Source organism: Enterobacter cloacae, from assembly GCF_013375935.1.
Classification (GTDB): domain Bacteria; phylum Pseudomonadota; class Gammaproteobacteria; order Enterobacterales; family Enterobacteriaceae; genus Enterobacter; species Enterobacter pasteurii.
The window spans coordinates 2,486,068-2,508,249 of record NZ_CP056117.1 but is presented as its reverse complement, the minus strand read 5'-3'; the positions used below and the strand labels follow the sequence as shown (position 1 = coordinate 2,508,249).

Annotated in this window: 18 protein-coding genes and 1 tRNA gene; 11 read left to right on the top strand and 8 right to left on the bottom strand. The window is 54.3% G+C overall.

Annotated features, from left to right (window positions below; all coding sequences use genetic code 11):
• Positions 1-99: 99 nt before the first annotated feature.
• Positions 100-384, bottom strand: a complete 285-nt coding sequence (locus HWQ14_RS11830; RefSeq protein ID WP_028013973.1) for a YfcZ/YiiS family protein — start codon at positions 382-384, stop codon at positions 100-102.
• Positions 385-756: 372 nt separating this feature from the next.
• On the opposite strand from HWQ14_RS11830, the gene fadL reads away from it, so the two are divergent.
• Positions 757-2,040: a long-chain fatty acid transporter FadL gene (gene fadL / locus HWQ14_RS11825; protein WP_148419971.1), complete on the top strand. Its 1,284-nt coding sequence runs from the start codon at positions 757-759 to the stop codon at positions 2,038-2,040.
• A 44-nt stretch (positions 2,041-2,084) separates the two neighbouring features.
• Here fadL and mlaA read toward each other — a convergent pair whose 3' ends face one another.
• Positions 2,085-2,837 (bottom strand): phospholipid-binding lipoprotein MlaA, encoded by a 753-nt coding sequence (gene mlaA, locus HWQ14_RS11820; RefSeq protein WP_003861365.1) that lies wholly within the window; start codon positions 2,835-2,837, stop codon positions 2,085-2,087.
• 313 nt (positions 2,838-3,150) lie between these two features.
• On the opposite strand from mlaA, the gene HWQ14_RS11815 reads away from it, so the two are divergent.
• Both HWQ14_RS11815 and HWQ14_RS11810 read left to right on the top strand, forming a co-directional pair.
• On the top strand, positions 3,151-4,080 hold the full coding sequence (locus HWQ14_RS11815; protein WP_148419972.1) for a formate/nitrite transporter family protein: 930 nt from the start codon (positions 3,151-3,153) through the stop codon (positions 4,078-4,080).
• 75 nt (positions 4,081-4,155) lie between these two features.
• Positions 4,156-4,227: transfer RNA gene (locus tag HWQ14_RS11810), tRNA-Arg, on the top strand.
• 13 nt (positions 4,228-4,240) lie between these two features.
• Here HWQ14_RS11810 and HWQ14_RS11805 read toward each other — a convergent pair.
• Positions 4,241-5,620 carry a diguanylate cyclase gene (locus HWQ14_RS11805; RefSeq protein ID WP_176609818.1) on the bottom strand — a complete coding sequence of 460 codons (1,380 nt, stop codon included), beginning with the start codon at positions 5,618-5,620 and terminating at the stop codon, positions 4,241-4,243.
• Positions 5,621-5,888: 268 nt separating this feature from the next.
• Between HWQ14_RS11805 and lpxP the strand changes: the two genes are divergently transcribed.
• Together lpxP and ypdK are read left to right on the top strand one after the other, a co-directional pair.
• Entirely contained in the window at positions 5,889-6,809 is a 921-nt protein-coding gene (lpxP, locus tag HWQ14_RS11800; protein ID WP_176611187.1) for a kdo(2)-lipid IV(A) palmitoleoyltransferase, read from the top strand.
• Between the two features lie 359 nt (positions 6,810-7,168).
• Positions 7,169-7,240 carry a membrane protein YpdK gene (gene ypdK / locus HWQ14_RS11795; protein WP_099458937.1) on the top strand — a complete coding sequence of 24 codons (72 nt, stop codon included), beginning with the start codon at positions 7,169-7,171 and terminating at the stop codon, positions 7,238-7,240.
• Between the two features lie 55 nt (positions 7,241-7,295).
• On the opposite strand, the gene alaC is transcribed toward ypdK, so the two are convergent.
• The gene (alaC, locus tag HWQ14_RS11790) at positions 7,296-8,531 is read right to left on the bottom strand and encodes an alanine transaminase (RefSeq protein WP_176609817.1); all 1,236 of its coding nucleotides are present in this window, start codon (positions 8,529-8,531) and stop codon (positions 7,296-7,298) included.
• Between the two features lie 386 nt (positions 8,532-8,917).
• Between alaC and HWQ14_RS11785 the strand changes: the two genes are divergently transcribed.
• Both HWQ14_RS11785 and HWQ14_RS11780 read left to right on the top strand, forming a co-directional pair.
• Complete coding sequence (locus HWQ14_RS11785) at positions 8,918-10,615, top strand: sensor histidine kinase (protein WP_148419978.1); 1,698 nt, start codon at positions 8,918-8,920, stop codon at positions 10,613-10,615.
• A gap of 13 nt (positions 10,616-10,628) precedes the next feature.
• On the top strand, positions 10,629-11,360 hold the full coding sequence (locus tag HWQ14_RS11780; protein ID WP_176609816.1) for a LytR/AlgR family response regulator transcription factor: 732 nt from the start codon (positions 10,629-10,631) through the stop codon (positions 11,358-11,360).
• Positions 11,361-11,395: 35 nt separating this feature from the next.
• Here HWQ14_RS11780 and glk read toward each other — a convergent pair whose 3' ends face one another.
• Positions 11,396-12,361, bottom strand: a complete 966-nt coding sequence (glk, locus tag HWQ14_RS11775; protein ID WP_148419980.1) for a glucokinase — start codon at positions 12,359-12,361, stop codon at positions 11,396-11,398.
• A gap of 205 nt (positions 12,362-12,566) precedes the next feature.
• On the opposite strand from glk, the gene HWQ14_RS11770 reads away from it, so the two are divergent.
• Positions 12,567-13,802: an ion channel protein gene (locus HWQ14_RS11770; RefSeq protein ID WP_176609815.1), complete on the top strand. Its 1,236-nt coding sequence runs from the start codon at positions 12,567-12,569 to the stop codon at positions 13,800-13,802.
• Here HWQ14_RS11770 and ipdC read toward each other — a convergent pair whose 3' ends face one another.
• A complete protein-coding gene (gene ipdC / locus HWQ14_RS11765; RefSeq protein WP_176609814.1) occupies positions 13,803-15,461 on the bottom strand; it encodes an indolepyruvate decarboxylase in 1,659 nt (552 codons plus the stop codon).
• Positions 15,462-15,646: 185 nt separating this feature from the next.
• Here ipdC and mgrA point away from each other — a divergent pair, with 185 nt between their 5' ends.
• Positions 15,647-16,645 carry an L-glyceraldehyde 3-phosphate reductase gene (gene mgrA, locus HWQ14_RS11760; RefSeq protein WP_176609813.1) on the top strand — a complete coding sequence of 333 codons (999 nt, stop codon included), beginning with the start codon at positions 15,647-15,649 and terminating at the stop codon, positions 16,643-16,645.
• 126 nt (positions 16,646-16,771) lie between these two features.
• Entirely contained in the window at positions 16,772-17,113 is a 342-nt protein-coding gene (locus HWQ14_RS11755; RefSeq protein ID WP_148419984.1) for a DUF2502 domain-containing protein, read from the top strand.
• Between the two features lie 29 nt (positions 17,114-17,142).
• Here HWQ14_RS11755 and HWQ14_RS11750 read toward each other — a convergent pair whose 3' ends face one another.
• Positions 17,143-18,381: an Nramp family divalent metal transporter gene (locus tag HWQ14_RS11750; protein WP_148419985.1), complete on the bottom strand. Its 1,239-nt coding sequence runs from the start codon at positions 18,379-18,381 to the stop codon at positions 17,143-17,145.
• A 345-nt stretch (positions 18,382-18,726) separates the two neighbouring features.
• Here HWQ14_RS11750 and nupC point away from each other — a divergent pair, with 345 nt between their 5' ends.
• Complete coding sequence (gene nupC, locus HWQ14_RS11745; protein WP_148419986.1) at positions 18,727-19,914, top strand: nucleoside permease NupC; 1,188 nt, start codon at positions 18,727-18,729, stop codon at positions 19,912-19,914.
• A 45-nt stretch (positions 19,915-19,959) separates the two neighbouring features.
• Here the strand turns inward: nupC and HWQ14_RS11740 are convergent, their stop codons facing one another.
• Positions 19,960-22,149, bottom strand: coding sequence for a sensor domain-containing phosphodiesterase (locus tag HWQ14_RS11740; RefSeq protein ID WP_176609812.1), 2,190 nt, complete (start codon positions 22,147-22,149; stop codon positions 19,960-19,962).
• Between the last annotated feature and the right edge of the window lie 33 nt (positions 22,150-22,182).

The window sequence follows — 22,182 nt, the reverse complement described above, 5'->3', positions numbered from 1 at the left end:
GAGGTAAAAGCAAAACGGTAACCCATAGGTTACCGTTTTTAGTGTTTGCACCCTCTCCCGTGGGAGAGGGCTGGGGGTGAGGGCATCAGGCCGCGGAGATTAACGCAGCCCTAACTGGAAAATCAGCGTTTCTGCTTCACAGGCGAAGACAAAGTCGATATCCAGCTTCACGCCGCCGTCCACTTCCGTGAAGGTGGATTTGATTTCGCACGGATCGGACTCCACGTCGCGCGCGCGCTTGCTCAGCGCAGCCAGCGTCTCTTCTGCTTCAGCGCGGTTAGTGAATACGCGGCTGTAAGAGGCGGTGCAATCGGTGTTGTCCATGATGGTGCCAACATCCATACAGCAGCAAACCGGGGTTTCATCAGCACTGCATTTACTCATAGCTCAATTTCCTCTGTATTCGCGCAGCGCGCGAGATAAACACGATGCGACTATTTTACGCCCCCTCGCGCGCCCCCTCCAGCCGTTAATGGCGCAAAATCGGATAAGTGAGCAATATCACACTAAAAAATGATCTAAAACAAAATTCACCTTTTCAGATGATTCGCACTGGTCACAATTTTGCCAACCAGATCTCGTTTCAAGAAACATATCTGAAAATATTAATAAACAAACTTGCAACATCCCAGCTGGTCAGACCTATACTCTCGCCACTGGTCTGATTTGTAAGTCATACCTCAGACCCTACACTTCGCGCTCCTGTTACGGTATGTAACAATTATTGAATAAAAATAACTCAATGAGGTTATGGTCATGAGCCAGAAAACCCTGTTCAAACAAACTGCTTTAGCAGTTGCAGTGGCAATCGTCTCAACGTCCGCCTGGTCAGCGGGCTTCCAGTTAAACGAATTTTCTTCCTCTGGCCTTGGCCGTGCGTATTCCGGGGAAGGTGCGATTGCCGATGACGCAGGCAACGCGAGCCGTAACCCGGCGCTGATCATGATGTTCGATCGCCCTACCTTCTCTGCTGGTGCGGTTTACATCGATCCTGATGTCAACATTTCCGGCAAATCTCGCTTCACCGGTGCAGACCTGAAGGCGGATAACATTGCGCCGACGGCGTGGGTGCCTAACCTGCACTTCGTTGCCCCTATTAACGAGCAGTTTGGTTGGGGGGCTTCCGTTACCTCTAACTATGGCCTGGCGACGGAATTCAATAACGACTATCCGGCCGGGGAATACGGCGGTAAAACCGATCTGACCACCCTGAACCTCAACCTGAGCGGCGCTTATCGTCTGAACGAAAGCTGGAGCTTCGGTCTGGGCTTCAATGCCGTTTATGCTGATGCGAAAATTGAGCGTTACACCGGCGAGCAAACCGCCGCGCTGCCGAAAAACAGCAATAAAATTGCCAGCCTGAAAGGCGATGAATGGGGTTACGGCTGGAACGCCGGGATCCTGTACGAGCTGGACAAGAACAACCGCTGGGGTCTGACCTATCGCTCAGAAGTGAAAATTGATTTCGATGGCGATTACAAAAGCGGCATCCTGAGCCCTGTTAACGGCCTGGTTCCGGGTGCGGGCACCACCATTCCATGGGGTACATCTAACCAGACCGTACCGGGTTCACTGTCGCTGCATCTGCCAGAAATGTGGGAAGTCTCCGGCTATAACCGCGTCGCGCCACAGTGGGCGATCCACTATAGCCTGGCTTACACCAGCTGGAGTCAGTTCCAGGAGCTGAAAGCCACCGGCACCAACGGTCAGACGCTGTTCTATAAGGACGAAAGCTTCCACGACGCATACCGTCTGGCGCTGGGTACAACCTACTATATGGATGACAACTGGACGTTCCGTACCGGTATCGCGTTTGATGACAGCCCGGTTCCGGCAGATAAACGCTCCATCTCCATTCCTGATCAGGACCGCTTCTGGCTGAGTGCGGGTGCAACCTATGCGTTTAACGAGAATGCCTCCATCGACGCTGGCGTCTCTTATATGCACGGTCAGAAAGTGACGTTCCAGGAAGGCCCTTACGAGTTTACCTCTGAAGGTAAAGCGTGGCTGTTCGGTACCAACTTCAACTACGCGTTCTAATCGCGCAGGCGTCAAAAAAGGTGAGCATCGCTCACCTTTTTTATTTATTCCGAATCGATATCTTTTAATTCATTCTCGATGGCTTTCGCGTTCGGATTATCTTCCGGCTTCAGCTTGCCGCCGTTGGCAATAAAGTCGTGGTTCTGGAAGTAGGCCTCACGCACCATAATGTACGGATCTGACGACTGACGCAGCAGACCATCAGAGTCCAGCAACTGCGCTCGTGTTTCAATGCCTTCCACCGTCCATTTACCAATCGACAGCGGCCAGGTGAGCCATGACAGCACCGGATACAGCGTATCCACCATGTCGCCGCCATCGTCACGCACGGTGAAGCTGCCGTAGAATGGCAGATGCACATACGGACCATAACCCACGCCATAATGCCCCAGCGTACTGCCGAAACGGTGCGGCTGCTCGCGCTGCAGTTTCGGGTTCGCCATGCCGGCGACATCAATTAAGCCGCCCATCCCCAGCAGGGAGTTCAGGAAGAATCGGGTGAAATGCACCATTCCCTGATACGGGTCGCCCTGGAGGAAGTAGTTCACCATCACCGCAGGCTCTTCCAGGTTGCTGGTGAAGTTGCTCAGGCCGTTACGCGCTGGCTGCGGAACGTAGTCACGCCACGCCACGGCAACCGGTCGAACCAGGTACGGATCCAGCACATTGTAGTTAAAGCTGTACATTGAACGGTTAAATCCTTCGAGAGGATCGGAGCGTCCCGTCTGCTCGCCAGAGCTGGCGCAGCCCACGAGCATTGTGACGCCCAGCGCAAGCGCCGACAGCCGAAGTTTCATAAATTTCTCCCTGTTCAGTATGGCTATCGTTGAATGCCATCCGAGACGGAGCATCTTACGCTCCGCCGAAACGTGCAAGTGATTGTAACAGCACGCTTACCGATGTCTACGAGGACAATGACGACCCGCTCTCGTCATCACGCTAATTTCAGCATAGCCTGGCTTTCAGAATTCGTTTCGCCGGCAATTTTATATTGGCTTTGAAAGGGATGTCTCACCTTTATTGCCATTTTCAGCAATTTAAGAGCTTCCCCACGGGCAGCGCGCTAAAAGCCGCTACGCTTAAATGAGCGATAACCCCGAAGGAGCTGTTATGAAAGACATTAACGAAGAAAAAATTGGCGAGAATAATGAAGAACCTGAGATTGAGAGCGAGGAGAAAGACCGGGGAGAAGAGATAGAGGTCGATGAGGACCGCCTGCCGTCGCGCGCCATGGCCATTCATGAGCATATTCGCCAGGACGGCGAAAAAGAGATGGAGCGCGACGCGATGGCCCTGCTGTGGTCGGCCATAGCCGCTGGCCTGTCGATGGGCGCATCGCTGCTTGCCAAAGGGATATTTCACGTGCAGCTGGAAGGCGTACCGGGCGGGTTTCTGCTGGAAAACTTAGGCTACACGTTCGGCTTTATTATCGTCATTATGGCGCGGCAGCAGCTTTTCACCGAGAACACCGTCACCGCCGTGTTGCCAGTGATGCAAAATCCTACCCTCGGGAATTTTGGCCTGCTGATGCGCCTGTGGAGCGTCGTGCTGCTGGGTAACCTCATCGGTACAGGCGTAGCCGCCTGGGCCTTCGAATATATGCCAATATTTGATGAACCTACCCGCGACGCCTTCGTGAAGATCGGTATGGACGTGATGAAAAACACGCCGGTGGAAATGTTCTCTAACGCCATCATTTCCGGCTGGATCATCGCCACCATGGTCTGGATGTTCCCGTCAGCGGGCAGCGCGAAGATTGTGGTGATTATCCTGATGACCTGGCTAATCGCCCTCGCCGATACCACGCACATTGTGGTCGGAACCGTTGAGATCCTTTATCTGGTCTTTAACGGCACCCTGCACTGGAGCGATTTCTTCTGGCCGTTTGCGATCCCCACCCTTGCGGGCAACATTTGTGGCGGAACCTTTATCTTCGCGCTGCTGAGCCATGCGCAAATCCGTAACGATATGTCCAACAAGCGTAAGGCAGAGCTAAAAGCACAGGAAAAAAAGGCGCAATCCGCTAAAAAATCGGGCTAAACGGTGACTCTTTGACCAGTCAGGCGGCAAGGCGCTTAACGAAAAGTGTAAATAACGCTATACTCTTGCCGCTTCGTCCCCTTAGTTAAATGGATATAACGAGCCCCTCCTAAGGGCTAGTTGCAGGTTCGATTCCTGCAGGGGACACTTCCGATTTCCCTTATGCCTCCTTCCACAGCTCCACGCAATTGCGGCCACGACGTTTCGCGCCGTACAGCGCTTCATCCGCTGCCTGAATCAACCGCTCGTAGTCAGGATGTCCGTTAAACATCGCCGCCCCTATCGAAAGAGAGAGCGGGATAATATCGCCGGCCGGAGAGTTAACCTTGATTTTTTCCACCCGTTTGCGAATCCGCTCGGCAATTCGCAGCGTGTCTGCCTCTGAGATTTCCGTTAGCACAATCAGAAACTCATCTCCGCCGTAGCGAAAAACGTAATCGCAGGTCCGCACGTTGTCATAAAACGCGCCGGCGACCTTGCGCAGGATCTCATCTCCCGTGTTGTGCCCCCAGGTATCGTTAATTTGCTTAAATTTATCAACGTCAATAAGCAGCGTAGAAAGCCTGGTTCCGGCCCGGCTGGCGTGCAGAATTTCGCGTTTGAATATGGTTGGCAGGAAACGGCGGTTCAGCAGCCGGGTCAGGACATCCACGCCGACCTCGTGACGTGAGACCTCGTCAAACAGCTCCCGCAGCAGCGTAATGATTTGGGAGAGCGAGTTTCGCATTTGGTGCAGGAATTTATCCCGGTGCACGTTATCGTTCAGGCCCTGCTCGGATTGACGGATGCGCTCGAAGGTTTCGTCAAACTCCTGAATCAGACGCGAAATATGACCGGCCTCAGCGATCCCGCTGAAATAGTGGCGTCCCTTATGGCTAAACCACAGCCCAAACTCAGACTGGCCCAGCGGCAGGCTGTTGCCGATGCTGGAATTAAGCGTGATTTTATACAGAAGCACCATTTCCCATGTCAGCAGCGCCGCGGTCTGCCTCTCCTTCTCCTCTTCGGCATTCTCCATTAAGGAAAAGATTCGGTAGTTTTCGTCCTCTTTCGCCGCATTGTTTTCGCTAAACACGTACGCCCGCGACATCACTTCCATAGCCAGGTCGATGCTGTTTATCGCGTAATGATAAATATGGAGCTTTACCTCAGACGAATGAGGGCTGGTGGTGATGATGGGCAACAGCAGCTTTTTCAGGACGCGAAACCCCATTTCGACCAAATCAACCGAAATGCCGATACGGGCATGAACGTCCGCGGCGCGCTGCTGGGCCCGGATCTGTTCTTCAACCTGGCCGGCCTCGCAGGAAAGTACGTCGGTAAGCCAGCGACGCAGCGCCTCCTGAAGCTGCCTTTCCACCTGCTCGGTAGTCAGAAATTCAGCGACGGAGGGATCGGCCAGAACAATACGATAGAATTCATCGATCAGCGCCGTGGCATTATCCCCGGCAAGCTCGGCCGCAAGCCGGTGCACTTCGGGATCGGTTTCATTAATCAGCTTTACCCACTCTTGTTTTACCGTTTGCAGGTAGGTTTCCATGGTCAGCTCCTTCAGGAGACACGCGGGAATGCAGATTTAACAATAGCAAAATCAACCCACTCCGCAATTGTCGCTTTTTTAAACAAAAAGGAGTGATAGCTCATATCGTATAACGGTGCTACATTATGCCGCCCACCCAAGTCAGCAATGGCCAGGCAACGTCGTAAAGAACGGTAAAGCCTGCAACCATGACCTCGTCCTACGGTCTTAATGGCACGTGGTATCGCGAAGTCTGCGCTACCTTCACAGGCTTTACAAAGGTTCCACTATTTTGTCTCAATCCAAATTTCAGCGGGCGTTTCTGCACCCGCGCTACTGGTTTACATGGTTCGGTCTTGGCGTGCTTTGGCTGCTGGTGCAACTTCCTTACCCCGTGATTCGTTTCCTGGGTTCGAAGCTGGGTAGCGCATCGCGCCATTTCCTGAAGCGCCGCGAATCCATCGCCCGTAAAAATCTCGAACTCTGCTTTCCGCATTACAACGCGCAGCAGCGTGAAAAGCTGATTGCTGAAAACTTTAAATCTATCGGTATGGCGCTGCTCGAAACCGGCATGGCCTGGTTCTGGTCAGACGAGCGCGTGCGTAAATGGTTTGACGTTGAAGGTCTGGATAACCTGAAGCGCGCCCAGCTGCAAAACCGCGGCGTGATGGTTGTCGGCGTGCATTTTATGTCCCTTGAGCTGGGTGGCCGCGTTATGGGCCTTTGCCAGCCGATGATGGCTACCTATCGTCCGCATAACAGCGCGCTGATGGAGTGGGTACAAACGCGCGGTCGCATGCGTTCGAATAAAGCCATGATCAGCCGAAACAACCTGCGCGGCATGGTCGGTGCCCTGAAGAAAGGCGAAGCCGTCTGGTTTGCACCGGACCAGGACTACGGTCCTAAAGGCAGCAGCTTTGCCCCCTTCTTTGCGGTGAAAAATGTCGCCACGACGAACGGTACCTTTGTGATTTCACGTCTTTCAGGCGCCGCGATGTTAACGGTGACCATGGTCAGGAAAGCGGATAAATCAGGCTACCGCCTGCACATCTCTCCTGAAATGGCCGACTATCCTGAAAACGAAGGCGAAGCTGCCTCCTTTATCAACAAGGTGATTGAGTTCGAGATTATGCGCGCGCCTGAGCAGTATCTGTGGATGCACCGCCGCTTTAAAACCCGCCCTCTGGGCGAAGCCTCCCTCTACGTCTAAGCCTTTCTGAAGGTTAGTTTCGCTAAGAAACTAACCTTTTCAATCACCTGTAATCACATTGCGTGACGGCTTATTCGAGCCGTCGCTCAATACACTTTTATTGCGTGATGAAATCAAACTGTCGCCGTTCCACGACACCTGTAAGTATAGGAAATTATTTAAAAAAATGACTCTTGTCACCCCTGAAATTTAGGCGTACATTAGCGCCGTCTGGCGACAGGAAAGCACAGAATTCTGAGCTGAAGTTAGCGGCGTAACGGGATAATTCTTATTTACCCCTGCGCGCGATTTCAACTTTCTATACTCAGTTGGACTCTGTTTTTTTAATGCGTACCGGTAGATACGCGGAGCGATGAAACGTGAAATATTTCTTTATGGGCATTTCGGTTATTGTTTTAGTTTGGGCCGGAACGTTTGCTCTGATGATCTAGTTAAGAAAATGCAGTCAAAAAAACAGGCGCCAGCGGCGCCTGTTTTTTTTGTCGGTTACGATTCGGGTTGTTCCGCCACGCTCTTCGTCGCAAGCAGGCCGTCGGCACGGAACATGCTTTTTATTCCCCGCACGGCCTGACGAATACGGTCGCTGTTTTCGATAAGCGCAAACCGAACGTGCGTGTCACCGTAGTCACCAAAGCCGATGCCCGGCGAGACGCACACCTTCGCGTCCTGAAGCAATTTTTTAGCAAATTCCAGCGAGCCCATCGCCGCATACGGCTCGGGAATTTTCGCCCAGACGTACATCGACGCTTTTGGCATTTCCACCATCCAGCCGGCCTCATGAAGCCCTTTGACCAGCACGTCACGGCGGCGCTTGTACTGGGCGGCGATGTCGTGCACGCACTGCTGATCGCCCTCCAGCGCAGCGATGGCCGCAACCTGCAGCGGCGTAAAGGTGCCATAGTCGTGGTAACTTTTAATCCGCGCCAGGGCGCTCACCAGCGTCTTGTTCCCGACCATAAAACCAATACGCCAGCCCGCCATGTTGTAACTTTTCGACAGCGTAAAGAACTCTACCGCCACGTCACGGGCGCCGGGCACCTGCATAATTGACGGGGCTGTCCAGCCGTCATAGACGATATCGGCGTAGGCCAGATCGTGTACCACCAGCACGTCGTAACGCTTCGCCAGGGCCACCACTTTCTCAAAGAATTCCAGTTCGACACACTGTGCCGTTGGGTTTGACGGGAAGCCGAGGATCATCATCTTCGGCTTCGGGTAGCTTTCGCGAATGGCACGTTCCAGCTCGTTAAAGAAGTCGACGCCTTCCACCAGCGGTACCGAACGAACCTGCGCGCCGGCAATCACCGCACCGTAAATATGAATCGGGTAGCTCGGGTTTGGCACCAGTACGGTATCGCCATGATCGAGGGTCGCCAGCATCAGGTGCGCCAGCCCCTCTTTCGAGCCGATGGTCACGATCGCTTCACTTTCGGGATCGATATCGACCTGATAGCGATCCTGATACCAGCGTGAGATCGCCCGGCGCAACCGGGGAATACCCCGCGACGTCGAGTAGCCGTGCGTATCAGGCCGCTGGGCGACCGTGCAGAGTTTTTCCACAATGTGGGGAGGCGTAGGGCCGTCAGGATTACCCATGCTGAAATCAATAATGTCTTCGCCGCGCCGACGCGCAGCCATTTTCAGTTCAGCAGTGATGTTAAAAACATAAGGGGGGAGACGATCGATACGCGTAAAACGGCGTTCAGGACTGAATTCAGCCATAGGTTCCTCAGAGTCACGTTAGCGCCCGGACCGTCCGAGCGACGCTGCCACCAGCGTGGCATGCCTAGAAAATAACCTGAAGAAAAAGATGCTGTCGAGGGGCAATCGACAAAAAAACATTTTGCACTAAAACGGGAATCACATCGCAGTGAAAAGCGGAACCATTATCGCGAGCGGCCAGTTTTTACCGCTACGATTTAACAGGTTGTTATCAGTATCTTTACCTGGCATTTTCCGACAAACGGAAACGCAGCGTCTTTCAGTCAAAAGCGAACAATCCCCTTTGAGAATTATGGTTTTTCCCCATTTGATAAATCTGACGGATAACTGGCGATCGGACGCGAGGTTTTTTATCATAGCTTTTTCCCGTATTCCCAGGCCTGACCGTGCACGAAATCTTCAATATGCTTCTGGCGGTGTTTGACCGCGCGGCGTTAATGCTGATCTGTCTGTTTTTCCTTATACGCATTCGCCTGTTCCGCGAGCTTTTGCATAAATCTGCCCACTCACCAAAAGAGCTCCTGGCCGTCACGTTCATCTTTTCGCTGCTTGCCCTGTTCAGTACCTGGTCCGGCGTGCCGGTAGAAGGCTCGCTGGTCAACGTGCGCATCATCGCCGTGATGTCAGGCGGGATCCTCTTTGGCCCCTGGGTCGGGATTATTACGGGCATTATCGCCGGTACCCATCGTTACCTGATTGATATTGGCGGCGTAACGGCAATCCCCTGTTTTATCACCAGCATTATCGCCGGGGTGCTCTCCGGCTGGATTAACCGCAAATTCCCGAAAAAACAGCACTGGCGGGCGGGGATTATCGCCGGGATGATCTGCGAAACGCTGACCATGATTCTGGTTGTCGCCTGGGCACCAACCGTTGCGCTGGGGCTGGACATCGTCTCTAAGATCGGCATTCCGATGATCCTCGGCAGCGTCTGTATCGGTTTTATCGTGCTGCTGGTGCAGAGCGTGGAAGGGGAAAAGGAGGCCAGCGCCGCACGTCAGGCCAAGCTGGCGCTGGATATTGCCAACAAAACGCTGCCGCTTTTCCGTCACGTTAACGCCGAATCGTTGCGCCAGGTGTGCGAGATCATCCGTCGGGATATTCACGCCGATGCGGTTGCCATCACCAATATCAATCACGTGCTGGCTTACGTGGGCGTGGGTGAACACAACTATCGCGACAATGACGACACCATCAGCCCCACCACCAGACAGGCGATTAACTACGGTAAAATCATCATTAAAAACAATGATGAAGCCCACCGAACGCCAGAGATCCACTCGATGCTGGTGATCCCCCTGTGGGAAAAGGGCGTGGTGACGGGGACGCTGAAAATTTACTACTGCCATGCGCACCAAATTACCTCCTCGCTTCAGGAGATGGCGATTGGCCTGTCGCAGATCATCTCTACCCAGCTTGAGGTTTCCCGCGCCGAGCAGCTGCGCGAGATGGCAAATAAGGCAGAGCTGCGTGCGCTGCAAAGTAAAATCAATCCCCATTTCCTGTTCAACGCCCTGAATGCTATCTCCTCCTCCATCCGTCTTAATCCGGACACCGCACGCCAGCTGATTTTCAATCTGTCACGCTATCTGCGCTACAACATTGAGCTGAAAGACGACGAGCAGATCGACATCAAAAAAGAGCTATACCAAATCAAGGATTACATCGCCATTGAGCAGGCGCGCTTTGGCGATAAGCTCACCGTCATTTACGATATTGATGAAGAGGTCAACTGCGTGATCCCAAGCCTGCTGATCCAGCCGCTGGTGGAAAACGCCATTGTTCACGGCATTCAGCCGTGTAAAGGCAAGGGCGTGGTAACGATTAGCGTGACGGAAAGCGGCAACCGCGTGCGTATTGCCGTCCGCGATACCGGACACGGCATTGATCCAAAAGTGATTGAACGCGTTGAATCTAACGAAATGCCGGGCAATAAAATTGGGCTGCTGAACGTGCATCACCGGGTCAAGCTACTGTTCGGCGACGGGCTGCACATTCACCGCCTTGAGCCGGGCACCGAAATCGCCTTTTATGTTCCAAATGAACGAACCCCCGTTCATGCCCCCATATCCTTGTTGCCGTAAGCCGGAGTAACGCATGAAAGTAATCATCGTAGAAGATGAATTTCTGGCTCAACAGGAGCTGAGCTGGCTGATTAAAACCCACAGCCAGATGGAGATTGTCGGCTGTTTTGACGACGGTCTGGACGTGCTGAAATTTCTGCAGCATAACCGGGTCGACGCCATTTTTCTCGATATCAATATTCCCTCGCTGGACGGCGTCCTGCTGGCGCAAAATATCAACCAGTTCGCCCACAAGCCGTTTATCGTGTTTGTCACTGCCTGGAAAGAGCATGCGGTGGAGGCCTTCGAGCTGGAGGCGTTTGACTACATTCTCAAGCCGTACCAGGAGTCGCGGATTATCAGCATGCTGCATAAGCTGGAGGCGGCATGGCAGCAGCAGGCGCAGCCCGCAGGCAACAGCCCGGCAGCGCGGGAAAACGACACCATTAATCTGGTGAAGGACGAGCGGATTATCGTCACGCCGATCGACGATATTTACTATGCCGAAGCGCATGAAAAAATGACGTTTGTTTATACGCGGCATGAATCCTACGTGATGGCAATGAACATTACCGAATTCTGCAACAAACTGCCGGCCGCCCACTTCTTCCGCTGCCACCGTTCGTTCTGCGTGAACCTGAACAAGATCCGCGAAATCGAACCCTGGTTTAATAACACCTACATTTTGCGGCTTAAGGATCTGGATTTTCAGGTGCCGGTAAGCCGCAGCAGGGTAAAAGCGTTCCGCCAGCTCATGCACCTGTAGAATGTTCCCTCTCCCGCAGGAGAGGGAGACGGTTGTCAGAGGATCTGACCGAGCACCTGACGCAGATGCGCACCGGCCCCAAGCAGGCCGGGGTTGTCGTGGACAATCAGGTAAACGGGGATGTCCTGCACGTAGCTTTTAAAGCGTCCTTTGTCTTCAAAGCCGCCGCGGAAACCGGAGGCGGTAAAGAAGTCGAGGAAGCGCGGCACAATCCCACCCGCAATATAGACGCCGCCAAAGGTGCCGAGATTCAGCGCCAGGTTGCCGCCGAAGCGTCCCATGATTACGCAGAACAGCGACAGCGCACGTCGGCAGTCGATACAGCTGTCGGCCAGCGCGCGTTCGGTTACATCTTTCGGCCGCAGATTTTCCGGCAGACGGCCGTCTGATTTCACAATTGCGCGATACAGGTTCACCAGCCCCGGCCCGGACAGCACGCGCTCGGCCGACACGTGGCCAATCTCCGCGCGCAGCTCCTCAAGAATGATCCCCTCTTCTTCGCTGTTCGGCGCAAAATCCACGTGACCGCCCTCGCCCGGCAGGCTCACCCAGCGCTTGTCGACGTGGACCAGGTGCGCTACCCCGAGGCCCGTGCCAGCGCCATAAACGGCAATCGGCTTGCCTTCCACCGGTGTGGTGCCGCCGAACTGGATCAGATGCTCGGGCTTAAGCATCGGAATAGCCATGGAGACCGCGGTGAAGTCGTTAATAATTTCAAGGTGAGAGAAACCGAGGTTTTTCTGCATTTCGGCAATGGAGAATGCCCACGTGTGGTTGGTCATCGCCACCCAGTCGCCGGTGATTGGGCAGGCAATGGCGATACAGCCGTCTTCCACGTTAACGTGATGCTCTTCCAGATAGACGCGAACCACCGCTTCCAGGCTTGGGAAATCCAGCCCTGAATAGGTTTTCGCCTGGGAAATTTCACCGCTATTCACATCACACAGGGCAAGGCGCGCGTTGGTGCCGCCCACATCACCTACCAAAGCATACTTTGTCATTCTTCTACTGCTCCGCTAAAGTCAGAATAAATCTTTGGGACACTGTAAATTCAAGGCGTGATAACAACAACGACCAGAAGGTGACTGCCCATGGATTATCGATCTTCGTCACATAATAACTTTACCGTTTCAGCACCTTTTGCACTATTGCCACAATGCTGATTGTGCAAAGTAACGTTAAGCCGTTTTGTACAAGGAAATCATCATGCTCCATCCGCGAGCCAGAACCATGCTGTTATTGGCTATCCCGGCGCTGATTATTGGCGTAGCGTCGAGCCTGGTGCTCATTGTCGTCATGAAAGTGGCGTCGGTGCTGCAAACGATATTATGGACAGCGCTTCCGGTAAAACTCGGCATCAGCATTGACTCGCCGGGATGGATCGTGATGATGCTGACCCTGACCGGGATAGCCGTGGGTCTGGTTATCCGCTACAGCCCGGGTCATGCCGGTCCCGATCCGGCACTGGAGCCGTTGATTGGCGAGCCGATCGCTCCCTCTGCGCTGCCGGGGCTCATTATCGCGCTGATTCTCGGCCTTGCGGGTGGCGTCAGCCTCGGCCCCGAGCATCCCATTATGGCGGTTAACATCGCGCTGGCGGTTTTTCTGGGAGCGCGTCTCTTCCCGCGCGTCGGCGCGCTGGACTGGACGATCCTCGCCTCCGCCGGGACCATCGGAGCGCTGTTCGGCACCCCCGTCGCGGCTGCGCTCATCTTTTCTCAAACCCTCAGCAGTAACCAGGACGTGCCGCTGTGGGATAAACTTTTTGCGCCGCTGATGGCGGCGGCGGCGGGGGCACTTACCACCAGCCTGTTTTTCAATCCCCACTTTTCCCTCCCTATCCCCCACTACGGCCAGATGCAAATAGCCGATATTCTCAGCGGTGCCGTCGTCGTTGCGATAGCGATCGCGCTGGGGATGGTCGCGGTGTGGTGCCTTCCGCGCCTGCATCGTCTGATGCACAGGCTGAAGCATCCGGTGCTGATTCTGGGCACGGGTGGCTTTGTTCTGGGCGCGTTAGGCGCGATCGGCGGGACGGTAACCCTGTTCAAGGGCCTGGACGAGATGCAGCAGCTGGCGTTCAGCCAGGTCTTCAGCGTTTCAGATTATCTGCTGTTTGCGCTGGTGAAGCTGGCGGCGCTGGTGGTGGCCGCGGCGTGCGGCTTCCGCGGGGGGCGTATCTTCCCGGCGGTGTTTGTTGGCGTCGCGCTGGGGCTTATGCTGCATGAGCATGTTGACGCTGTTCCTGCGGCGATTACCGTCTCCTGCTCCATTCTGGGGCTGGTACTGGTGGTGACGCGCGATGCCTGGCTGAGCCTGTTTATGGCGGCCGTGGTCGTTCCGGATACCACGCTTCTGCCGCTGCTCTGCATCGTGATGTTGCCCGCCTGGCTCCTGCTGGCGGGCAAACCGATAATGATGGGATGGCGAAACGACAGGTAATCAGGCGTTATTACGCGCCTCCAGCGCTTTCGTAAGCGCGCTCAGCAGCGGTGGGATATCGGCTTTCGGCAGCATTACTTCTATCAGCGAAAGCCGCTCATGGTGCGCCACTTTATCCAGCACCTCCGCCAGCTCCTCCGCTTCGCTGACGCGCCAGCACTCGGCCTCGGGCGCCAGGCTCAGCGCCTGCGGGATCTGCGTCCAGTTCCAGAGGGCGATATCGTTATACCGCTGCTCTGGCCCGTGGATGGCCCTTTCAACCGTGTAGCCTTCGTTGTTCAGTACCAGAATAATCGGGCGCTGCTTGTCGCGTAACATGGACCCCAGCTCCTGAATGGTCAGCTGCGCGGCGCCGTCCCCCGTCAGGACGATTACACGTCGGTCCGGGCACGCCGTTTGCGCGCCAAAGGCCGCTGCCAGCGTGTAGCCGATCGATCCCCAGAGCGGCTGGACGATAAAGTTCACGTCTGCCGGTAGCCGCAGATCGATAGCGCCAAAAGCGGACGTGCCTTGATCGGCCAGAATGATGTCGCCGGGGCGAATAAACGTCTGCAGCGTGCGCCAGAAGCTCTCCTGGGTGAGCGAGCCTTCGACGGTCGGGAAGGAATAGCCGCTGGGATCCGATGGCGCTCGCATATCGCTAACGTGCGCTTTGCACAGCGCAGTGAGCGTTTCAATGGCCTGGCGCATCGGGATCCCCGTAAACCAGACGTCACCCACGCGAGCAGCATGGGGCTGAACCTCTATCGTCTGGGCGGAAGTCAGCTGGTGGGTAAACCCGGCAGTGAGCGTATCGGTAAAGCGCGTACCAATGCACAGCACCGTATCGGCCCTCTCAATCGCCATCTTGACCGAATCGGCACTGGCCGATCCGCTATAGGTGCCGTAGAAACCGCTCTGTCGTTCGTCAAAAATTCCCTTGCCCATAAGCATGGTCGCGTGCGCCATCGGCACCTCGCTGACCCATTTCTGAAGGGCAGCCCGCAGCCCATGGCGGAGCACCAGGAAATCCGCCAGCAGCGCCGTGCGTTTACTCACGGACAGGCGTTTTTCGGCAGCTTCACGGAATGCCTGCAGGCAGGCAGCATCGGCCGGAGCGGGGTCCATCGTGAGAGCGCTTACAGGCGGAGTGGCGGCTTTTTTTGCAACATCGGCAGGCAGCATCAGGTAGCCCGGACGACGCTCCCTCAGCATGGTGGTGAGCACCCGGTCAATTTCATAGCAGGCGTTTTGTTCCGTCAGCACCGCCTGCGCAACCGTAATCGGCTCGCTCATGTGGTAGAAGTGGCGGAACTCACCATCGCCCAGCGTATGGTGAAGTAATTCACCGCGCTGCTGGGACGCCATGCCCGGTGCCCCCACAATATGGAGCACCGGAACGTGTTCAGCAAAACTGCCCGCCACCCCGTTCATGGCGCTTAATTCCCCAACGCCGAATGTCGTCAGGAGCGCGGCAAAGCCCTTGCAGCGGGCATAGCCGTCCGCGGCATAAGACGCGTTCAGCTCGTTGGCACAGCCCACCCAGCAGATGTCCGGGCTGTCTATCACATGGTCGAGAAACTGCAGGTTATAGTCGCCCGGCACGCCAAACAGATGATCGGCACCACAATCTGTAAGACGGTCCAGCAGGTAATCGGCGACGCAATATGGGGTACGCATATACAGGTGTCCTTCTGACGTTGACCTCCCTCTGAGTATTAAATAAGCGTGAAGCGTGTCCAGAATTGGCGACAAACAGGTTATGGAAAGAATGCTTTACGAAAAAAGCTCGGCTATTCTCATTTTCTTCAGGTTTGTGTAAACGCATACACTGACTTTTCTTACCTGCGCCAGAGGACATGACTATGGGCTATCAGCCTGACAAAAATCGTTACCAGACAATGCAGTACCGCCGCTGCGGGCAGAGCGGACTCAGGTTACCCGCCATCTCGCTGGGCCTCTGGCATAATTTTGGCGACGCGACGCTGCTCGAAAACAGCCGTCAACTTTTACAGCGCGCCTTTGATTTAGGTATTACGCATTTTGACCTTGCCAATAACTACGGCCCGCCTCCCGGCTCAGCCGAACGCAACTTCGGGCGCATCCTGCAGGAAGATTTCCTGCCCTGGCGCGATGAGGTGATCGTCTCCACCAAAGCGGGCTACACCATGTGGGACGGGCCCTACGGCGACTGGGGTTCGCGTAAATATCTGATCTCCAGCCTGGATCAGAGCCTCAAACGCATGGGACTCGAGTATGTGGATATTTTCTATCACCACCGTCCCGATCCGGAAACGCCGCTCGGTGAAACGATGAAAGCGCTTGACCATCTGGTGCGCCAGGGCAAAGCGCTGTACATCGGCCTGTCCAACTACCCGGCAGAGCTGGCGCGACAGGCGATTGAAATACTGGAGGATCTGGGCACGCCCTGTCTTATCCACCAGCCGAAGTACTCCATGTTCGAACGCGCCCCGGAAGCGGGTTTGCTCCAGGTGTTGCAGCAGAAAGGGGTGGGTTGTATTCCCTTCTCTCCCCTGGCGGGCGGACAGCTGACCGATCGCTATCTCCACGGGATACCCGCAGATTCCCGCGCAGCCAGCGGCAGTAAGTTTCTTAACCCAGAGCAGATAACCGAAGAGAAACGGGAAAAGGTACAACAGCTTAACGCTCTGGCCGAAAGCCGCGGGCAGAAGCTGTCGCAGATGGCCCTGGCGTGGGTACTGCGCCATGAAGCCGTTACCTCAGTGCTGATTGGTGCAAGTAAGACCGCACAAATCGATGATGCGGTCGGCATGCTGGGGAATTTGCATTTCTCTGCGGACGAGTTAATCGCGATCGACAACATACTCAGTAGCACAACATAAAATCATCTTTAGCAAAAAGTGCTCTCACCTGAGATTTCGGAGTTGAGGCGATGATAAGGGACTTTACCACCCCTTAATATTGCGTTAACAGGCCGGACAACGGCCCCGATCGTGAAGGAGAAAAGTATGTTCAGGTCACTGATTCTTGCAGCGGTATTACTGGCTTCGGCCCCGCTGGTCGCCAACGCGGGCGAAATCACCCTGTTGCCATCCGTAAAATTACAAATTGGCGATCGTGATGACTACGGCAGATACTGGGACGGTGGCTACTGGCGCGACCGTGACTACTGGCATCGTCATTATGAATGGCGTAAAAACCGCTGGTGGAAACACGACAACGGCTATCACCGCGGCTGGGATAAACGCAAAGCCTATGAACGCGGCTACCGTGAAGGCTGGCGCGACCGCGATGACCGCCACGGCGGCAGGGGTCACGGGAGAGGCCGCGGACACGGCCATCACCATTAATTCTGAAAGGAGCCTTGCGGCTCCTTTTTTTATAGCCCTGCGATTGTGCCGACCAGCAGCCACAGGTTTAGCGCCACGACCACCAGCACGATGGCCCATCCGGTGCGTTTCACCAGCGCCGTATTGACCAGCTCGCCCATCAGCGTTTTGTCACTGGTAAAGATCAGCAGCGGCACCAGCGCAAGCGCAATTCCGAAACTCAGCAATACCTGGCTCATCACCAGAATGCGGGTTGGATCCAGCCCCATCAGAATGACAATAAAAGAAGGCAGCATAGTTACCGAGCGACGCACCCACAGCGGAATATGGAAACGGACGAAACCCTGCATAACCACCTGGCCTGCCAGCGTGCCTACAACCGTCGAAGAGAGACCGGCGGCAACGAGGCTCAAGCCAAAAATTGTGGCAGCGGCATGGCTCAGCAACGGCTCCAGCGTCAGATAGGCCTGATCGAGATCGGCGACACCGGTATGTCCGTTAAAGTGGAAGGCGGCAGCGGCGGTCGCCATCATTGCCAGATTCACAAATCCGGCGATGGTCATCGCGATAGCCACGTCCCATTTCGACGCGGAGTAACGCTCCTTACTCGTCCCACCATGCAGGTTCTGGGTCAGGGAAGAGTGGAGATAAATAACGTGCGGCATGATGGTTGCCCCCAGCACCCCGGCCGCCAGAAATACGGCTTCGGACGTAGGTAGCGAAGGGATTACCATTCCCTTCGTCAGCTGCGCCAGGTTCGGCTGAGAGAATACCAGCTCAACGATATAGGCGGCAGCGACAAACAGCAGCAGGCCGCCGATAACTTTCTCCAGGGGCTTCTGTCCCCGCCGCTGAAGCATCAGTATAAGAAACGTGGCGATACCCGTCAGCACAGCCCCCTGCAGCAGGGAGACGCCGAGGATGAGCTTGAACCCGATCGCCGCCCCGATAAACTCGGCGAGATCGGTGGCCATGGCGATAATTTCCGCCTGAACCCAGTAAAACCATACCGCCGGTCGCGGATAGTGGTCGCGGATTTGCTCCGCCAGGTTTTTTCCGGTGGCAATGCCGAGTTTGGCCGAGAGCATCTGAATCAGCATTGCCATCAGATTAGCCCACACCACCACCCACAGCAGCTTATAGCCGAAACTGGCTCCGGCCTGAATATTGGTCGCAAAATTACCCGGATCGATGTAGCCAATAGCGGCAATGAATGCAGGTCCCATTAATGCGAACCGCAACTTGCGTGCCGCCCTGCCGCTGCTACGCTCTACGCGACTGTTAGTCATTTCTGCCTCTGGAAATATAGCCTTTGCTATGTTTTATGCTATCAAAATGAGAATGATTATCAAGATCATTTAAAGTGGTTAACATGATTTCTCTGATAGCCGGGAACGATAGACAGGCAGGTGGAGCGATATCACAGAATGTGAAAATGCACGAACATTTGTGAAGCGTAGCACACAAACTTAACTTTTCACTCATTTACCTAACATAACAAAAATGTATTGTTGATCACTATTTTTGAGACTCGTCACAGGATGTAACTATAGTGTGGCCTTGATCTCGTTTTCTTTGTGCTTGTTACATAGAATGTGCACGGAAATTAAACCTGCCTCATATTTGGAGCAAATATGGACCGCGTCCTTCATTTTGTCCTGGCACTCGTTGTCGTTACTGCACTTGCATTGCTGGTCAGCACAGACCGCAAAAAAATTCGTATTCGCTATGTTGTCCAGCTGCTGGTCATTGAAGTTTTACTTGCGTGGTTCTTCCTGAACTCCAACGTAGGCCTCGGCTTCGTGAAAGGCTTCTCCGAAATGTTCGAAAAACTGCTCGGATTTGCCAACGAAGGGACAAACTTCGTCTTTGGCAGCATGAACGATCAGGGTCTGGCCTTCTTCTTCCTGAAGGTTCTCTGCCCTATCGTCTTCATCTCCGCCCTGATCGGGATCCTGCAGCACATCCGCGTTCTGCCCGTGGTTATCCGTGCGATTGGTTTCCTGTTGTCCAAAGTCAACGGCATGGGCAAGCTGGAATCGTTCAACGCCGTCAGCTCGCTGATCCTGGGCCAGTCTGAAAACTTTATCGCGTATAAAGATATCCTCGGCAAGATGTCCCGCAACCGCATGTACACCATGGCGGCGACCGCAATGTCTACCGTTTCCATGTCTATCGTGGGCGCGTATATGACCATGCTGGAGCCAAAATACGTGGTTGCGGCGCTGGTTCTGAACATGTTCAGCACCTTTATCGTTCTGTCGATCATCAACCCATACCGCGTGGACGCCAGCGAAGAGAACATCCAGATGTCCAACCTGCATGAAGGACAGAGCTTCTTCGAAATGCTGGGTGAATACATTCTGGCTGGTTTCAAGGTCGCGATTATCGTTGCCGCGATGCTGATTGGTTTCATCGCGCTGATTGCAGCGCTGAACGCCCTGTTTGCGGCCGTTCTGGGGATCTCCTTCCAGGGTATCCTGGGCTACATCTTCTATCCGGTCGCCTGGGTAATGGGCGTGCCGGCGCACGAGGCGCTGCAGGTGGGAAGTATCATGGCAACCAAGCTGGTTTCCAATGAATTCGTGGCGATGATGGATCTCCAGAAGATTGCCAGCACGCTGTCTCCACGTGCGGAAGGCATTCTGTCCGTGTTCCTGGTCTCCTTCGCGAACTTCTCTTCTATCGGTATCATCGCTGGCGCGATTAAAGGCCTGAACGAAGAGCAGGGTAACGTGGTTTCTCGCTTCGGCCTGAAGCTTGTTTACGGTTCAACGCTGGTGAGCGTACTGTCTGCCTCTATTGCAGCTCTGGTTCTGTAATCCTGACCGCTTAACGAAAACCGGGAGCTTTTGCTCCCAGTTTTTTTATTTCTCCAGCGCCGTGAGCGGCACAGGCTTGCCGATTAAGTACCCCTGCATGTAATCCACGCCAAGGCCCAGCAGCGCCTCACGCTGTTCCGGTGACTCCACATATTCAGCCACCACGCAAAGGGATTTTGTTTTTGCCAGATTGCAAATGGACTGCACGATCATCGCATCCATGCTGTCGGTACAGATATCTTTCACAAAGCAGCCATCAATCTTGATGATATCGGCCTCCAGCCGCTTCAGGCGCTCAAAGTTGGCATACCCGGTACCAAAGTCATCAATAGCGATACGAAAGCCGTAATCCCGCAGCAGCTGAATATTTTTCATGCTGCTGCCCGAGTCGGAAAACGCCTGCTCCTCGGTAATCTCGATAACGATATCCTGCGGCGCGACGGCATAGCGTTCAAAAAGCGCGATAATCTCTGCTGCACTCTCATTTTGCATTAACGTCAGCGGCATCAGATTAACGGAAAAACGCGTTCCGGCCTCGCTGGACGGGTGATCGCGCAGCCAGACCAGCAGCTTTTCCACCACGTTGAGGTCGAACCGGTGGCTCAGGTTAAACTGCGCAATCAGCGGGATAAAACGGTCCGGGGTGATGATCTCACCCTCACTTTCCAGGCGAGAAAGAATTTCGAAGTAGCCTTCCCCGCGCGCGTTCTGAATGGGCTGGGCGTACAGGTGAATCCCGCCGATATCCAGGGCGCGTTTGATACGGGCCAGCATCAGCACCCTGTCCGTTGTCTGCCCGGAGACATCGTCCAGGCTGTTCGTTAACGCCAGCACATTATGCCCGGCACAAGACTGCTCGGAGAGCCAGCTCAGCTGTCCCAGCGTGTGGTGCAGGCTTTCACCATCCGGCACTTCTCCCCAGGATGCGCCAAACTCAATGTCCAGCTCCGTCTTGTTCCAGATAATCTTACGGCTGTTCAGATGGTCAACCATGTATTGCAGCCGCTCGGCGGTGCCCGGCCCCAGCAATACCAGAACCAGCTCGCTTCCAGGCAAATGGAAGAGCTTCTCGTCTTTTTGCAAAAGCGGTTGCAGCGACGTGGCAATCATCTTTTTACAGTGCACGCGCATAAGAATGCCGTAGTAGCGGCTCAGGAACTCGAGGTTATCCAGGCGCAGACAACACACCCTGGCGTCTGGATGTGTTTGCAGGAACGCTTCCAGCGCGCGGACGTTGGGCAAACCGGTGAGCGGATCGGTAAGTGCCCTGTCCTGCCAGCCCTGCTTTAGCCACTCGCTTTTCTGGTAAATCCGCGACATAAAAAGCAGGCAGATGGCGAATGAGATCAGAACGGACAGGATAAAGGAGAGCGAGTGACCCGACTCGACGCCGTTGAGGAAATTATAATTATAGGTCAATAGCATGAGCGCCGACGCCGCCCACAGCAGCGAGATGGGAGCATAGCTCAGGCGACCAATACCAAGCGTGAAAAGAATGAAAACTAAAGGCATCAAATAGCCTGCAATAATCTGCGATTCAAAAGGCGCGCACAAAATTGCAATGAGGGAGACTAAAAGCATTAGCCACACTACTGTAAATACGGCTTTTCTGTCTGCGAAGAGAGGCTTAACGCTGCGTCGCCAGAACGTGCGGGCATAACGGGGATTAATAATCATTCTTAATGGATAATAGAACATCATGGTAAAAATCAGCGCGGCGCAAATCAGGCTCTGAATATCGATAACATTATAAATTGCGGAGCCTTCGCCGAAATAAGAGGAGATTGTCACCGGAAAATCAAATAAATAGCCAGCCAGATACATTGATAATTTGATACCGACAGGTACCATAAAACCGAGCCAGAATATATGAATACCAACAGACTTATTTGGCATGCTGTACCGCCAGCGCTTGCCCAGCAGCAGGCGGATTACGCCGCATGCCGCAAAAACCGCGAACGTCTGGCAAAATAATAGCGCGGCAGATTGTAGCGGCGCTAAATCAAGGTTATATATGTTAGTAAAACTAAAACCAAACAGCAGCGGAATGACTGCCCGTCGCCCGAATAACAGCACGATGGCGAGCATGGCGCTCAGCGGCAGCCATGCTAAATAAACATCATTTTCGTTTACAATGGCGCGCGGAGAAACATAACGGGAAAGGGGGATCACAAACAGGCATAGCGCCAGGGCAATGATAAATATCTTTACATTATTGTATATTTTTCTATTCATTAATTAAGAAAATCTATTTTACCATCGTCTTAT

Coding starts and splice junctions, on each gene's coding strand:
- HWQ14_RS11830 (WP_028013973.1), bottom strand. CDS start 384: ATGAGTAAATGCAGTGCTGATGAAACCCCGGTTTGCTGCTGTATGGAT.
- fadL (WP_148419971.1), top strand. CDS start 757: ATGAGCCAGAAAACCCTGTTCAAACAAACTGCTTTAGCAGTTGCAGTG.
- mlaA (WP_003861365.1), bottom strand. CDS start 2,837: ATGAAACTTCGGCTGTCGGCGCTTGCGCTGGGCGTCACAATGCTCGTG.
- HWQ14_RS11815 (WP_148419972.1), top strand. CDS start 3,151: ATGAAAGACATTAACGAAGAAAAAATTGGCGAGAATAATGAAGAACCT.
- HWQ14_RS11805 (WP_176609818.1), bottom strand. CDS start 5,620: ATGGAAACCTACCTGCAAACGGTAAAACAAGAGTGGGTAAAGCTGATT.
- alaC (WP_176609817.1), bottom strand. CDS start 8,531: ATGGCTGAATTCAGTCCTGAACGCCGTTTTACGCGTATCGATCGTCTC.
- HWQ14_RS11780 (WP_176609816.1), top strand. CDS start 10,629: ATGAAAGTAATCATCGTAGAAGATGAATTTCTGGCTCAACAGGAGCTG.
- glk (WP_148419980.1), bottom strand. CDS start 12,361: ATGACAAAGTATGCTTTGGTAGGTGATGTGGGCGGCACCAACGCGCGC.
- HWQ14_RS11770 (WP_176609815.1), top strand. CDS start 12,567: ATGCTCCATCCGCGAGCCAGAACCATGCTGTTATTGGCTATCCCGGCG.
- ipdC (WP_176609814.1), bottom strand. CDS start 15,461: ATGCGTACCCCATATTGCGTCGCCGATTACCTGCTGGACCGTCTTACA.
- mgrA (WP_176609813.1), top strand. CDS start 15,647: ATGGGCTATCAGCCTGACAAAAATCGTTACCAGACAATGCAGTACCGC.
- HWQ14_RS11755 (WP_148419984.1), top strand. CDS start 16,772: ATGTTCAGGTCACTGATTCTTGCAGCGGTATTACTGGCTTCGGCCCCG.
- HWQ14_RS11750 (WP_148419985.1), bottom strand. CDS start 18,381: ATGACTAACAGTCGCGTAGAGCGTAGCAGCGGCAGGGCGGCACGCAAG.
- nupC (WP_148419986.1), top strand. CDS start 18,727: ATGGACCGCGTCCTTCATTTTGTCCTGGCACTCGTTGTCGTTACTGCA.
- HWQ14_RS11740 (WP_176609812.1), bottom strand. CDS start 22,149: ATGAATAGAAAAATATACAATAATGTAAAGATATTTATCATTGCCCTG.